Below are 13,278 nucleotides of genomic sequence, written 5' to 3'. Positions count from 1 at the left end.
ACCCGCTTCGGCGGGTTGTTTTATTTTCCATTCATAATAACTGTTTCCCCCGTTACTTAGTAATCAATCTCAATACTTACTAGCCCTGCCCGGCATTTACCTTTAGAATATGGGCTTGCAAATTTTTTCAATTATTTATACATATTAAGGCGAAACGCAGATGGGAAGAGCTTACCAAAACAAAAAAGATTCAATGGCTAAAACTGCGGGTGCTAAAACTAAAGTTTATTCAAAATACGGTAAAGAGATTTATATTTGTGCTAAAAACGGCGGTGTTGATCCAGACGGTAACCTAGCACTGCGTCGTTTAATTGAACGCGCTAAAAAAGACCAAGTACCGGCTCACGTAATTGAACGCGCCATTGATAAAGCCAAAGGCGGCGGCGGTGAAGACTATGCAGCTACGCGCTACGAAGGTTACGGCCCAGGTAATTGCATGATTATTGTTGACTGTTTAACCGACAACAACAAACGTACCTTTGCTGATGTACGTGTGTGTTTTACTAAAGCAAACGCTAAAATTGGCGCACAAAACTCGGTATCACACTTATTTGATCACCTTGCTATTTTTGTATTTGACGGTGACGACGATGAAACCGTTCTTGAAGCGCTAATGATGGCTGACGTTGATGTAACCGATGTAGAAGTAGAAAACGGTAAAGTGACCGTATTTGCTCCACACACTGAATACAACAATACGCGTACCGCACTTGAAGAAATGGGTGTGACAGAATTTGACGAAGACTTAATTGCCTTTGTACCCCAAGTAGAAGCCCCTATTGAAGGCGAAGATGTAGAAGTGATGGAACGCTTTTTAGCCATGCTTGAAGATTGTGACGACGTACAAAACGTGTACCACAACGCACAATTTTAAGCGTTAAAGCTTAATCGTGTTTAAAGGCCAACTTAGTTGGCCTTTTTGTTGATTTTAAAATGGATTATTAATTTTGAATACCCTTTCACAACTTCGCAGCGGCCAATTACATGGTGCAAAACACCTACAATTAGTTGAAGCGCTAAGCCACTTTCCAGAGGAAATTTTTACCCTCGCGGATACCCTCGAAGTCTTGGATTTATCTAATAACAATTTATCTGATTTACCTGATGAATTTGCCTGCCTAACAAAATTAAAACGACTGTTTTTATCGTTTAATCAGTTTAAACATATACCTAAAATACTTGCTAAGTGTCCTGCTTTGATCATGGTTGCATTTAAAGGTAATTACATCACTGAATTTGCAGATTACTGCCTACCTAAAGCGATTGAATGGCTTATTCTTACAGATAATAAAATAGCTAAGCTGCCTGCAACATTTGGCCAATACACTGCGCTTAAAAAGCTGGCATTGGCAGGTAATCAGCTCAGTGAGCTACCAATAAGCATGGCAAACTGCCATAACCTGGAACTAATTAGGCTCTCTGCAAATCAGTTAACTCAAATTGATGATTGGCTATTTGAACTACCAAAGCTGACTTGGCTTGCATTTGCAGGCAATTGCTTTAATAAATCACAGTGCCTTACCCAATCAAATTTAGCCAATAAACCACTGAGTGACTACTCGCTCAGTAAAGTAATAGGCCAAGGCGCATCAGGGATTATCCATCTTGCTTATTCAACGAATAAAGAGCCGGTTGCTGTTAAGTTATTTAAAGGGACTATTACAAGCGATGGTTATCCGCTGGATGAAGTTAATTGCTGCTTGCAAGCGCTTGAGCATCCAAACTTAATTAAAGTACTGGCTTACATTGAACAACAGCAACAGCTTGGTTTAGTGATGGAGTTAATTGATACAAGCTTTACAAATCTAGGCTTACCGCCGAGCCTTAATACCTGTACTCGAGATACATTTGAAAGCGAGTGCCACTACTCTACCCAAGTAATTTATGCCATAACGCAGCAAATGGTTAGCACTGTGGCCCACTTGCACCAGCACAATATAAGCCATGGTGATATATATGCGCACAATACCATGGTTGACCCGCACGCGCGTGTGCTGTTTGGGGATTTTGGCGCGGCCACTGATCTTACTATGCTCAGTGACTATCAACGTCAACAAATGCAGTTAATAGAAGTGCGTGCTTTGGGGTGTTTAATCGAGGATTTACTCACAACCTGCCAAGAGCAAAGCGCTGAAGTCATGCACTTAAAACATATTGCGCAGCAATGCATGAGCGAAAATATCGCACAGCGGCCAACACTTAGCGCATTAGCTGACTTTTTATAATGGTTATGCGGCCATTAATATTATGGCCGCAAGCTAGAATGATCACTATTTTTGTTTTTTAAACGGGTAAATTTGTTGCTTTAGCATACCTACAGGCATGTAATCACCCACAACCCCATATTCTTTAGGCCACTCTGCTTGCCCTTTTACTGCAGTACCAAACAAGTAATCTAAAAACGAAAAATGGGCTGCGTAATTTCTATCAATTGCGGCTTTATCGGATGCGTGATGCCAATGATGAAACTGCGGTGTAACCATAAAATACTTTAACCACCCAAATTTTACATTTACGTTAGCGTGATTAAATACCGCTTGAAAGCCTACAATAATCACGTACAAACTAATAATTTGCTGTGAAAAACCCAGCACAAATATAGGCGTTAACACTAAACTACGGGTGATCAGTATTTCTAAAATATGCTGACGAGAGCCTGCGAGCCAATCCATTTCTTTGGCACTGTGATGGACACCATGAAATCGCCATAAAAAGGGGACTTCGTGATACGCACGATGTGTCCAATACTGCATTAAATCAGCCACCAAAATAATTAAAAATAGCTGCAGTATAAACGGCATTTGCGCTATGTAAGCTTGCAGTGTGCTCGACACCGCCCAGCCAAAACCATAATGAACAAAATGATTAGTAACCAGTAATACAAAGCCCACTATTAAGTGGTTAACAAAGAAGTGGTTTAAATCCCCGCGCCATTCACTACGCAGTATTTTTTGCTCTTTTCGATGCGGAAGTAGTTTTTCAATTAAGATAAAAATTAAGGTTGAGCCTAATAAGTCTAATATAAACCAATCTAAGCCAATATAAGGAGTGTTATCTGCAAAGTCATTCACTTCAACATTCGGGCCGCCAAAGCTAATGGCCAGTACAATAAAAAACCACGCAGTGGCACCCAATCGCTTATTAGTATTTCGTACAAAATTAAGTAAACCCAGGCTTCCTGAAATAATAAGGGCAACAAACATAAGTTGACGTAAAAACTCGACGCTATAACTTTTACGCAATTCTGGAGTCGTTAAATATTCAGGGAAGTGGAATGCAAGCACTCCCAAGCAACTTAATATTGCCAAAAAGCAAGCAATATAACCGCTGATATTACCCTCACCAATTTGCAAGTGACTGGTGCGAAATATTTTTTTAGTGACGTGTTTTAGCATTATTTTCCTTAATATAATATGCAGTCCCTATTATAGTGCGCATATTCTAGCAAATTTTGGGCTAACTAAAACACAAAAAAGCCACGCAATGCGTGGCTTGGCCGGATAAAGCTAAATTAACTACACGGAAAATTTATAAATATGCACCCAGCGCTTTAACTTGATCTAACATGCGGTTTGAGAAACCCCATTCGTTGTCGTACCACGCCATTACTTTAACTAATTTACCATCAGCACGTGTTTGCGTTGCATCAAAAATAGATGAAGCTGGGTTATGGTTAAAGTCGATAGAAACAAGCGGCAGCTCGTTGTACTCTAAAATACCTTTCATTGGCCCTTCTGAGGCTGCTTTAACCACTTGGTTAATTTCTTCAATGCTTGTGTCACGTTTAGCAATAAACGTTAAATCAACTAACGACACATTAATTGTAGGTACACGTACCGCCATGCCATCTAATTTACCTGCCAGCTCAGGCAATACTAAACCAACCGCTTTTGCAGCGCCCGTTTTAGTTGGGATCATAGATTGAGTCGCACTACGCGCGCGGTATAAATCTGGGTGGTATACGTCAGATAAGTTTTGATCGTTGGTATAAGCGTGAATAGTAGTCATGCTACCTTGTTCAATCCCTACCGTATCGTTTATTGCTTTGGCCACTGGTGCTAAACAGTTAGTTGTACACGACGCGTTTGAGATGATATTGCTATCGGCATTAATTACATCGCTGTTTACACCATGAACTACGGTAGCATCCATATCTGTACCAGGTGCCGATACCACTACTTTTTTAGCACCGGCTTCAATATGCTTATTAGCCGCTTCGCGTGACGTGAATAACCCCGTACATTCAAGTACGATGTCAACGTTTAGTGCTTTCCACGGTAAGTTAGCAGGATCGCGTTCTTGCGTTAAGGTGATCACATCATCGCCAATTAACATGGTGTTGTCTTTAAGCGTTACTTGCTGTGAAAAACGACCATGTACTGAGTCAAACTGAGTCAGATGAGCATTTACATTGGCTGGGGCTAAATCGTTAATAGCCACAATTTTAATTTCATTATTTTGCGCTGATTCATACAATGCACGTAATACATTACGACCAATTCGGCCGTAGCCATTAATTGCTACATTAATCATTTTTGACTCCTATTAACTTCACATGCTTGGCGAGCAAGCGTTTCAATAGCTTGCCAGTCTTTATTTTCAATAAGTTGCTTATCTAACATCCACGTACCACCTACACAAATAACATTGTTAAGTGCTAAGTAATCAGGTGCGGTTGCTAAACTAATGCCACCGGTTGGACAAAAAGTAATATCAGGTAATGGGCCGCCAATAGATTTAAGCATAGCAGCACCGCCTGCAGCTTCTGCAGGAAAAAACTTTAAGAATTTGAAACCATGAGCAGCTAAGTTCATCACTTCGCTTGGGGTCGCTGCACCGGGTAAAAATGGAATAGTAGACTCTTTTGCCAGCGCTAATAATTCATCGCTAACACCTGGACTCACCATAAAGTCAGCACCCGCTTCTACTGATGCGTTAAAGCTTGCTTTATCAACCACAGTACCTGTACCAACATAAGCTTCGGGCACTTCTGCTTTCATTAGTTTTACAGCCTCAGCTGCAATGGGTGTACGCAGTGTAATTTCAAGTGCTTTTAGGCCACCGTTATATAACGCTCTTGCAAGTGGTGCTGCATCTTCTAATTTTTCGATTACCACCACTGGCACTACCGGTGCCGATGCTAAGATTTTTTCAATACTCATTACTTGTTCCTCATTACCCAATATGGCTAATTATTATTCAAGTCCAAAAGCACTTGCACCTAAATCGGCACTGCTTACTATGTTTCTAAATCCAGTAAATAATTCACGACCTGTACCAAACGTTTGGCTTGCTTGGCTAATTTGTAGCTCACGCTGTGCAAGCTCTTCATCGCTAACATGCAGTTTTAAAATACCATTTGGCGCATCTAGAGTAACAATATCGCCTTCATGAATTTTAGCAATAATCCCACCTTCAACCGCTTCAGGTGCTAAATGGATTGCCGCTGGTACTTTGCCTGATGCGCCCGACATACGACCGTCGGTAACAATAGCCACTTTATAGCCCTGATCTTGTAATGTTGCCATTACCGGTGTGAGCTTATGAAGCTCAGGCATGCCTTTGGCTTTTGGCCCTTGCTCTTTAAGTACAGCAATAAAATCTTGGTTAAGTTCGCCACGGCTATAGGCATCTTGTAACTCACCTTGTGAGCTAAATACTTTAGCCGGTGCCGACACCACTTGATGAGACTCTGCAACCGCAGAGACTTTAATAACCGCTTTACCTAAGTTACCCGTTAGTAGCTGTAAACCACCTTGCTTACTAAATGGGTTACTTACTGGGCGAAGTACTTCTTCATCATGTGAGTTTTCTGGACACGCTACCCATTTAACTTTACTTGGGCCATTCGCATCACTCATAATTAAGTTGTCGTCTTTATCGAGTAGTGGCTCACACATGTAAGGTGCAAGGCCTTCGCCTAAAATAGTGGTTACGTCTGTATGAAGGTAACCAGCACCTGCTAATTCACGCATTAAGAAGCCCATTCCGCCGGCTGCTTGAAAGTGATTAACATCTGCTGAGCCATTTGGGTAAATACGCGTCAGTAGTGGAACAACCGCTGATAAATCAGACATGTCTTTCCATGTAACTTGAATACCAGCCGCTTTAGCAATCGCCACAATATGGATTGCATGATTGGTTGAGCCACCTGTTGATAACAAGCCAACTAAGCCGTTAATTATAGTTTTTTCGCTGATCACATCCGCTAAACACGGGCCATCTTTGTTTTCAGTAAGCTGCTTAAGCATGGTTTCAACCGCATTACCGGTTAAGCCATCACGCAGTTCTGTGTATGGGTTTATAAACGAGCTACCTGGTAAGTGTAAGCCCATTATTTCCATCAACATTTGATTTGAATTAGCGGTACCATAAAACGTACAGGTACCCGCACTGTGATAAGAAGCGCTTTCAGCTTCTAGTAGCTCTTCACGAGATACCAGTCCTTGTGCAAACTTTTGACGAACACGGGCTTTGTCTTTGTTTGGAATACCTGATTGCATAGGCCCTGCTGGTAAAAAATACACAGGTAAGTGACCAAATGATAAAGCACCAATTAATAGGCCTGGGACAATTTTGTCACATACACCTAAACAAAACACACCATCAAACACGTCATGCGATAACGAAACCGCAGTAGACATAGCAATAACGTCACGAGAAAAAAGCGATAGTTCCATGCCATCACGCCCTTGCGTAACACCATCACACATCGCAGGTACACCGCCAGCAACTTGCGCGGTGGCGTCAAATTTAGTGGCAATGCTTTTAATTAAATCGGGGTATTCTTTGTAAGGCACATGTGCAGATAACATGTCGTTATATGAATTGATAATTGCAAGGTTTGGCACCTCGTCTGCTTTTAAACGCGCTTTGTCATCGCTGCTACACGCAGCCATTACATGAGCAATATTGCCACAGCCTAATCCAGCACGAACTCTTGTTTGTTTTTTTGCGTGCGAAATACGATCTAAATAGGCTTGACGGGTTTGTTTACTGCGCTCAATAACGCGTTCTGTGACTTCTTGAATTCGAGGGTGCAACATAATTTTACTCATCTCTATTCGTTAGAGGATAAAGGCTCAGTAACAATTATAGACTCCACGAAAATAACTGTACTGAGCATCTTTGACTTACCCGTTCAAAGGTACGCTACCAGGGAGCCTCTCACAACAACCCTGACACCGGTGTCAGGGTATTAACGCATGACATTGACACCGGTGTCAACCCTGAGTCATAAAAATAGCCAATTTTTTTAACATGTACAATAAATAAACGTGAATTTTTAGTGAAATACCAGCAAGCAAATAATGAAAATTAAAAGTACAGACAAAAAAAAGCCCGAGTAAGCGTCACTCATACTCGGGCTACTGTGAAAAAAGGGTTTTATTTTACGGCTGCAGTTGACTCTCGCGTGATTAATTTTGCTTCTAAAATCACTTTATATGGCGACTCTTGCGGCTCAATAATATGGGTGATCAATTGCGTAACGGCTTGTTTTGTCATTTCTTCTACAGGTTGCGCTATGGTGGTCAGCCCAGGCCAAATGTGGCGCGCTATTGGTGCATTATCAAACCCAGCGATAGAAATATCATCAGGTACACGTAAGTTACGCTGCGTGGCTAATTTGAGCACTGCCGCTGCCATGTAGTCGTTTGATGCAAATACAGCGGTAGGACGAGGCGATAAATCTAAAATACTACGCGCACTGTCTACTCCTGAATGGTAACTAAAGTTACCCTCTTCAACTAAGCGTTCATTAAATTCAATGCCATGAGTTGTTAATGCGCGCCTGTAACCTTTAAAACGCTGCTCAGTGGCACTGTGATCTGGGTGACCTTTAATAAACGCGATAGACGTATGTCCTAGGTTTATTAAATGCTCGGTAATTTCAAACGCACCCTGCTCGTCATTGCTGGTCACAGAAATAGAATCATCATCTAAAATTGCAGAAGCGACTCGAGCATAAGGGATTTTTTTCGACTTTAAAAAATCTACCAACTCGCCAAAATCACAAAAGGGCGGGGTTAATACTAAACCGTCAAGGCGTGATGACTGCAATAACTGCTCAATATTGTTAATGAGTGCATCGCCCCTGAGCTCACAAGGATGAATAAGCAAGTTATAGTTGTTCTCTTGGCAGGCAGCCAGTGCGCCTGTTTGCACACGGGTGATATAACTTTTACTAGGGTTATCGTAAATGCAACCAATGATAAAGCTGCGATTTTGTGCAAGGCCGCGTGCAATTGGGTTTGGGGTGTAATCTAGCTCTTTAAATACGGCTAACACTTTTTCGCGTGTAGCTGCACTGACATTAGGCTCATTATTGAGTACTCGCGACACGGTTTTTTTAGAAACACCTGCATGACTGGCAACGCTGTTTATAGTGACTTTTTTCATCTATTTATTTCCAAACCTATGCAAAGCGATTAATCCTGTTGGCTTGTATGCAAACACGCGGCAGCTCCAATTAATGGGATGTTGTCTTGTGTTACTAACGTCACCGGAATTTGACCTGTGTACTGCGACATAATACCTTTTTGCGAAAAGCGCTCAATAAAACGACTTTCAAGTAAACGAGCTTGCATGCGTGGTAAAATTCCACCGCCAATATAAAGGCCGCCTAAGGCGCCGTAGGCCAATGCTAAATCGCCCGCAACACTGCCAATCCAGTCACAAAATTGATTAAGCGTTGCATCACACACTTCACATTCACCGCTATTGGCTAAGCTGCTAATTTGTGCGGCATCTAAATTTTTTGCAGCCACCCCTTTAACCGCAGCCATGGCTTTATATAAATGAGCAATGCCAGGGCCCGAAAATACCGTTTCTACCGATACATGAGGGTGATCTTTTTTAAGTTCTTGAATAAGTTGAGCGTCGAGTTGATTAACGGCTGCTAACGAAATATGCCCGCCTTCTGAACTCATCACCGCGCACGAATGTGCGGTTCTAACTAAGCATGCTGCACCAAAACCAGTGCCTGGACCCATTACACCTATATTGGCAGACTCATCCGCTTGACCAGGTTTAACAGTGACATTTTGTGAAGGGTCTAAATACGGTGCTGCGTAGGCAAAAGCAGCAAAGTCATTTATAACGCTTAATTGAGCAAGGTCAAAGTGGTGTTTAAAATCATTAACGCTAAAGTGCCAACCTAAATTAGTTAAATGAACTTGCCCTGCATTTATAGGGCCTGCTACTGCAAGGCATGCGCGTTTAGGGGTTATATGAGACACTGTTGATAAGTAGTACTCGGTAGCACTTTCGAGCGATCCATAGTTAGCACTGGGAAAAGTATGATTATGCTCAATGGTAAATTGATTACTTGATTCGTCGAACCCAGTGATCAACGCAAAACGAGCATTTGTGCCGCCAATATCGGCAACCAGAATAGGATCAAAGTGTGTGCTAGAGTGTAAACCCATAGTGTTATCTCTTTTGTTTAAGTAATGAGTACTTATTATTTTAATGGGGTATCATTGATACTTATTTACTTTGAGCTATCACCTCAAAGCAGCTATCACTGTAAAAAAATGCTACCTTTAATAATAAAGGTAGCTAATACGTTTTGACAACAAAATGATAAAACGCCCTTATTGTGACACCGGTGTCATGAAAAAATCAATAAAAAAATGCCTTTATTGACAAATAAGCTTGAAAAAAATCACTAATAAACGAGAATATCCCCTTATTGTCCTCTTAAGTAAGTAATCGTGATGAAAGGTAAAGCCACCTCGTTTGATATAGCCCACTATGCTGGGGTGTCTCAATCTACAGTTTCCCGTGCTTTACGAAATAGTCCACTGGTAAATGACGAAACACGAAGACGTGTTCACGATATTGCTAAAAAACTTAATTACAAAGTAGACAAAAACGCCAGTAACCTTCGCACTCAACAAAGCAGTACCCTAGCATTGCTGTTGTTTGAAGACCCAACCTCAGATGAATCACAAATCAATCCGTTTTTTTTAGCCATGCTGGGCAGTATTACTCGTGCCTGCGCAAAAGAGGGTTACGATTTACTTGTTTCATTTCAATCAGCCAGCGCTGATTGGCAAGCAGACTACGAAGACAGCCATCGAGCAGATGGAATAATCTTATTAGGCTATGGCGACTACATTGATTTTCAACCAAAATTTAATACCTTGCTTGAACAAAACACTAAATTTGTTTGCTGGGGAGCAAGCGTTGATAACCGCCCTGATTTAACCATAAGTTGCGATAATTATGGCGGTGGTAAACTTGCCGCTGAGCATTTACTAGCGCATAACCGAACTGATTGTGCATTTATTGGCGATGCCTCTGATCACAGCCCTGAGTTTTTTGCCCGTTTTAATGGCTTTAAAGACGAACTCCAGCAAAACGGTGTCACCTTAAATGATCGTAAAATTGCCAACGCAATTTCTACCGAAGAATCTGGCTACCATGCTACTCGCTCTTTAATTGCTAATAATATTACTTTTAATGCACTTTTTGCTGCCAGCGATCTGATTGCCATAGGCGCAATACGCGCGCTAAAAGAAGCCAATATTAACGTGCCAAAAGATGTAGCCGTAATAGGTTTTGATAATATTTCTATTGCAAGTTACATTAACCCGCCGCTGACAACCATAGAGCAAAACACCACTATAGCGGGGCAAATGTTAGTTGAAAACTTACTCAAATTAATTCGTGGTGAGCAAGTACAAAGCACCCTGCTGCCACCGCGTTTAATTGCGCGCGGCTCAAGTTAACTCACTGTGGAGGGCCACCCTTTAAAAAGTAGTAAAATCCCCCTCCTCTTACCCTTATATTTATTTGGGCTTTATTGGCTTAATTGCGGTCATTTGTCCTTGCTGTTTTTACCAGCAAACCAAAAGCGTTCTTTAGATTAACAGCCTATTCACACCTTGCTATAACATTAGTTTTTTTAATCTGAAAGTGACTGTTTTTAATGTAATTTTTCACTCGTCAATGCACTATTTTATCTCTACAATCGCACTTTTATTTTTGCTCTTAAAAGTTTAAGTGACTATTTCATGCTACTCACTATTGTTTACATCATCGGAATTACAGCAGAAGCCATGACCGGTGCACTCAGCGCTGGGCGCAGAAACATGGATTGGTTTGGGGTTATGCTAGTAGCTAGTGCCACAGCCATTGGGGGTGGCAGCGTACGCGATATTTTACTTGGCAATTACCCGTTAACGTGGGTTAAACACCCAGAATATTTACTGATCACATGCGTGGCGGGTATTGTTACAACTTGGCTAGCAAAATGGGTGGTTAAATTTAAAGGCATATTTATGCGTTTAGATGCCTTAGGGCTTGCCGCATTTAGTATTATCGGCTGCCAAGTTGGGCTTAATATGGGTTTGCACTATGGTATTTGTGTGGTCGCTGCTATTGTTACCGGCGTATTTGGTGGATTATTGCGTGATTTAATTTGTCGCCAAGCACCACTCGTATTACACCATGAACTTTACGCAAGCGTAGCGCTGATAGTCGCGTGTTTATACTTAGCACTCCATCACTACAACATTGACGACAATATCAGCGTGATTACAAGTCTAGTTGTTGGGTATTTTATACGCATGGCATCGGTGCGCTTTAAATGGCGTTTGCCTACATTTAGTTTGTTAGAAACAGCTAATTTGAAAAATGAGCAATAAAGGCAGGGGTTAATTCTCCTCTGCCCTAGCGCTTTTAAAGAGCCCTATTACTTTGCGGGCTAATAAACTGGCCACAAAAAATAACCCCAAAGCAAAACACAATATACTCAAAGGCAAAAATAAGCTTTCATGCAATACACCGTTATTATCAACGTATTGATACAGACTGTGCTCTATCAGCATAAAACCCGTGCCAAGCAATAAAAAGCAAACACTCAATGTGGCTGTTTTGTTTGTAAAAGAGCGCATAAACTATCCATAAATATTTTATTAAATTGTGAGAATAGCAGTTTGAATGAGCGAATATTAATCTACAGTGACTGAGCAACATTAATTTTTAAAATAAAAGTCACAGTCATTAAACTAAGCTTTTAGACATATAATAAAATCTGTCGTCTTCCTTATCTATGCTGAAACCTGAACGTGTGTAAAGCTTGTGCGCAGGGCTTATTTTAAAAACCCGAAGCCTAAGTTGCATAGCACCTCGGAGCACAGCTAAACGAGCACACTCATTAATTGCTGCTGCACCAATACCCATATTTTGAAACGCAGCATCTACTTGTAAGTCACGTATATAGCAACCCTTATCATCGAAAGCCAAGCGCATTACACCCACTACATCGCCATTTAACAAAACATCCCAATTTTCAAGCTCTGAAATTTGTTCATATATTTTAAGTTGCTGCCAATCAACGCCATACTGCTCATAATATTCACGCATGTTGGTGTAGGTTAACTGTGCAGAAACCATTAAATCGGCTGTGGGCTGATAATACATATTCATTATTGCCATTCCTTTGTTTAGCGACTTTTACAAAGCATGCTGCGGCTGATGGTTTTTAAAATACTTATTTACTAATAATGACTGCAACAAGCTAGTACTACTGGATGTAGCCCAGTACAAACCAATTGCAGAAGGAAAATTAACGAGAGTAACCACACAAATAATTGCGGGAATTAGGAACAATAAGGTGCTGGTTTGTTCTGCGCTACCTGGCATCATCATCATAGATAAATATGTAATAGCCCCCACTAATAACGAAAGCGCAATATCAGGCTTTGCAATACTGGTAATCCAAGCGAATTTACTATTCAATACAATTTGTTGCAGAGCTTGAAAAGTTCCAAGGCCAAATACCCCTTGGCTTGCCATATTAATCACACTTTTTTTATCGATAAACTTAATGTTGTGCTTTTTATACAGCGCCATAGTTAATTTTGCGATTTCACTGGGCTGGTCTTTATAGTTGCTCTTTATGCTATCTAGCTCAGGTTTTAGTGCGGCAATTGCTTTTTTATTTCTAACCATGTTAACCATAGCAACAAGGTTAATCGGCATTAAAACTAATCGTCCAATAACGGTAAACAAAATAATTGCAACCGCTTGGCTTACGCCCACTTCTTGAGTAAAAAAGGTGATTAATTGCACAATAAAAGCAGTAAATAAATTCCAAATTTCCATTTTAGTTTTCCTTTTAATATTATGTATTAAAAGTAACTACCATGACATATTATGTCAAGATGTTTTTCGATAACTATTTTTCTACTTATGGAGTCTTCAATGGTATTTATACAATAAGACTATTTTTTATAAGTTTGAGAACTGATTGATCAGCCAATCCAG

Annotated in this window: 13 protein-coding genes; 4 read left to right on the top strand and 9 right to left on the bottom strand. The window is 40.8% G+C overall.

The features are described 5' to 3' along the window. Positions 1-160 precede the first annotated feature (160 nt). A complete protein-coding gene (locus ABZP26_RS07585) occupies positions 161-874 on the top strand; it encodes a YebC/PmpR family DNA-binding transcriptional regulator (protein ID WP_013464827.1) in 714 nt (237 codons plus the stop codon). A gap of 73 nt (positions 875-947) precedes the next feature. Continuing rightward, entirely contained in the window at positions 948-2,225 is a 1,278-nt protein-coding gene (locus ABZP26_RS07580) for a protein kinase (RefSeq protein ID WP_368485566.1), read from the top strand. A gap of 45 nt (positions 2,226-2,270) precedes the next feature. On the opposite strand, the gene ABZP26_RS07575 is transcribed toward ABZP26_RS07580, so the two are convergent. From ABZP26_RS07575 to glk, 6 genes are all read right to left on the bottom strand, one after another. Continuing rightward, the gene (locus tag ABZP26_RS07575) at positions 2,271-3,395 is read right to left on the bottom strand and encodes a sterol desaturase family protein (protein ID WP_058154537.1); all 1,125 of its coding nucleotides are present in this window, start codon (positions 3,393-3,395) and stop codon (positions 2,271-2,273) included. Between the two features lie 133 nt (positions 3,396-3,528). Beyond that, complete coding sequence (gene gap / locus ABZP26_RS07570) at positions 3,529-4,533, bottom strand: type I glyceraldehyde-3-phosphate dehydrogenase (RefSeq protein WP_013464824.1); 1,005 nt, start codon at positions 4,531-4,533, stop codon at positions 3,529-3,531. Continuing rightward, the gene (gene eda / locus ABZP26_RS07565; RefSeq protein WP_013464823.1) at positions 4,530-5,162 is read right to left on the bottom strand and encodes a bifunctional 4-hydroxy-2-oxoglutarate aldolase/2-dehydro-3-deoxy-phosphogluconate aldolase; all 633 of its coding nucleotides are present in this window, start codon (positions 5,160-5,162) and stop codon (positions 4,530-4,532) included. Before eda ends, gap begins: the two co-directional genes overlap by 4 nt. Positions 5,163-5,195: 33 nt before the next feature. Continuing rightward, the gene (edd, locus tag ABZP26_RS07560; protein WP_058155483.1) at positions 5,196-7,046 is read right to left on the bottom strand and encodes a phosphogluconate dehydratase; all 1,851 of its coding nucleotides are present in this window, start codon (positions 7,044-7,046) and stop codon (positions 5,196-5,198) included. A gap of 340 nt (positions 7,047-7,386) precedes the next feature. After that, complete coding sequence (locus ABZP26_RS07555; protein ID WP_008110549.1) at positions 7,387-8,400, bottom strand: LacI family DNA-binding transcriptional regulator; 1,014 nt, start codon at positions 8,398-8,400, stop codon at positions 7,387-7,389. 29 nt (positions 8,401-8,429) lie between these two features. Further along, positions 8,430-9,428 carry a glucokinase gene (glk, locus tag ABZP26_RS07550; RefSeq protein ID WP_016899969.1) on the bottom strand — a complete coding sequence of 333 codons (999 nt, stop codon included), beginning with the start codon at positions 9,426-9,428 and terminating at the stop codon, positions 8,430-8,432. A gap of 291 nt (positions 9,429-9,719) precedes the next feature. Here glk and ABZP26_RS07545 point away from each other — a divergent pair, with 291 nt between their 5' ends. Then, the gene (locus ABZP26_RS07545; protein WP_013464820.1) at positions 9,720-10,736 is read left to right on the top strand and encodes a LacI family DNA-binding transcriptional regulator; all 1,017 of its coding nucleotides are present in this window, start codon (positions 9,720-9,722) and stop codon (positions 10,734-10,736) included. A gap of 285 nt (positions 10,737-11,021) precedes the next feature. Continuing rightward, positions 11,022-11,654: a trimeric intracellular cation channel family protein gene (locus ABZP26_RS07540; RefSeq protein WP_058154536.1), complete on the top strand. Its 633-nt coding sequence runs from the start codon at positions 11,022-11,024 to the stop codon at positions 11,652-11,654. Between the two features lie 9 nt (positions 11,655-11,663). Here the strand turns inward: ABZP26_RS07540 and ABZP26_RS07535 are convergent, their stop codons facing one another. The 3 genes from ABZP26_RS07535 to ABZP26_RS07525 all read right to left on the bottom strand — a co-directional run bounded on the left by ABZP26_RS07535 (position 11,664) and on the right by ABZP26_RS07525 (position 13,116). After that, complete coding sequence (locus tag ABZP26_RS07535; protein WP_058154535.1) at positions 11,664-11,903, bottom strand: DUF3955 domain-containing protein; 240 nt, start codon at positions 11,901-11,903, stop codon at positions 11,664-11,666. Between the two features lie 109 nt (positions 11,904-12,012). Continuing rightward, entirely contained in the window at positions 12,013-12,438 is a 426-nt protein-coding gene (locus ABZP26_RS07530) for a GNAT family N-acetyltransferase (RefSeq protein WP_368485565.1), read from the bottom strand. Positions 12,439-12,465: 27 nt separating this feature from the next. Continuing rightward, positions 12,466-13,116 (bottom strand): YidC/Oxa1 family membrane protein insertase, encoded by a 651-nt coding sequence (locus ABZP26_RS07525; protein WP_368485564.1) that lies wholly within the window; start codon positions 13,114-13,116, stop codon positions 12,466-12,468. Positions 13,117-13,278 lie beyond the last annotated feature (162 nt).

The organism is Pseudoalteromonas sp. SD03 (assembly GCF_040937955.1).
Lineage (GTDB): Bacteria > Pseudomonadota > Gammaproteobacteria > Enterobacterales > Alteromonadaceae > Pseudoalteromonas > Pseudoalteromonas tetraodonis.
Note: the sequence above shows the minus strand (reverse complement) of the source record. Positions and strands in the feature narration are given on the sequence as shown.

Bases quoted from the DNA above. Each gene is read 5' to 3' on its own strand.
- glk (WP_016899969.1), bottom strand. From the start codon at position 9,428: ATGGGTTTACACTCTAGCACACACTTTGATCCTATTCTGGTTGCCGAT.
- ABZP26_RS07530 (WP_368485565.1), bottom strand. From the start codon at position 12,438: ATGAATATGTATTATCAGCCCACAGCCGATTTAATGGTTTCTGCACAG.
- ABZP26_RS07525 (WP_368485564.1), bottom strand. From the start codon at position 13,116: ATGGAAATTTGGAATTTATTTACTGCTTTTATTGTGCAATTAATCACC.
- gap (WP_013464824.1), bottom strand. From the start codon at position 4,533: ATGATTAATGTAGCAATTAATGGCTACGGCCGAATTGGTCGTAATGTA.
- eda (WP_013464823.1), bottom strand. From the start codon at position 5,162: ATGAGTATTGAAAAAATCTTAGCATCGGCACCGGTAGTGCCAGTGGTG.
- ABZP26_RS07575 (WP_058154537.1), bottom strand. From the start codon at position 3,395: ATGCTAAAACACGTCACTAAAAAAATATTTCGCACCAGTCACTTGCAA.
- ABZP26_RS07535 (WP_058154535.1), bottom strand. From the start codon at position 11,903: ATGCGCTCTTTTACAAACAAAACAGCCACATTGAGTGTTTGCTTTTTA.
- edd (WP_058155483.1), bottom strand. From the start codon at position 7,046: ATGTTGCACCCTCGAATTCAAGAAGTCACAGAACGCGTTATTGAGCGC.
- ABZP26_RS07545 (WP_013464820.1), top strand. From the start codon at position 9,720: ATGAAAGGTAAAGCCACCTCGTTTGATATAGCCCACTATGCTGGGGTG.
- ABZP26_RS07585 (WP_013464827.1), top strand. From the start codon at position 161: ATGGGAAGAGCTTACCAAAACAAAAAAGATTCAATGGCTAAAACTGCG.
- ABZP26_RS07555 (WP_008110549.1), bottom strand. From the start codon at position 8,400: ATGAAAAAAGTCACTATAAACAGCGTTGCCAGTCATGCAGGTGTTTCT.
- ABZP26_RS07540 (WP_058154536.1), top strand. From the start codon at position 11,022: ATGCTACTCACTATTGTTTACATCATCGGAATTACAGCAGAAGCCATG.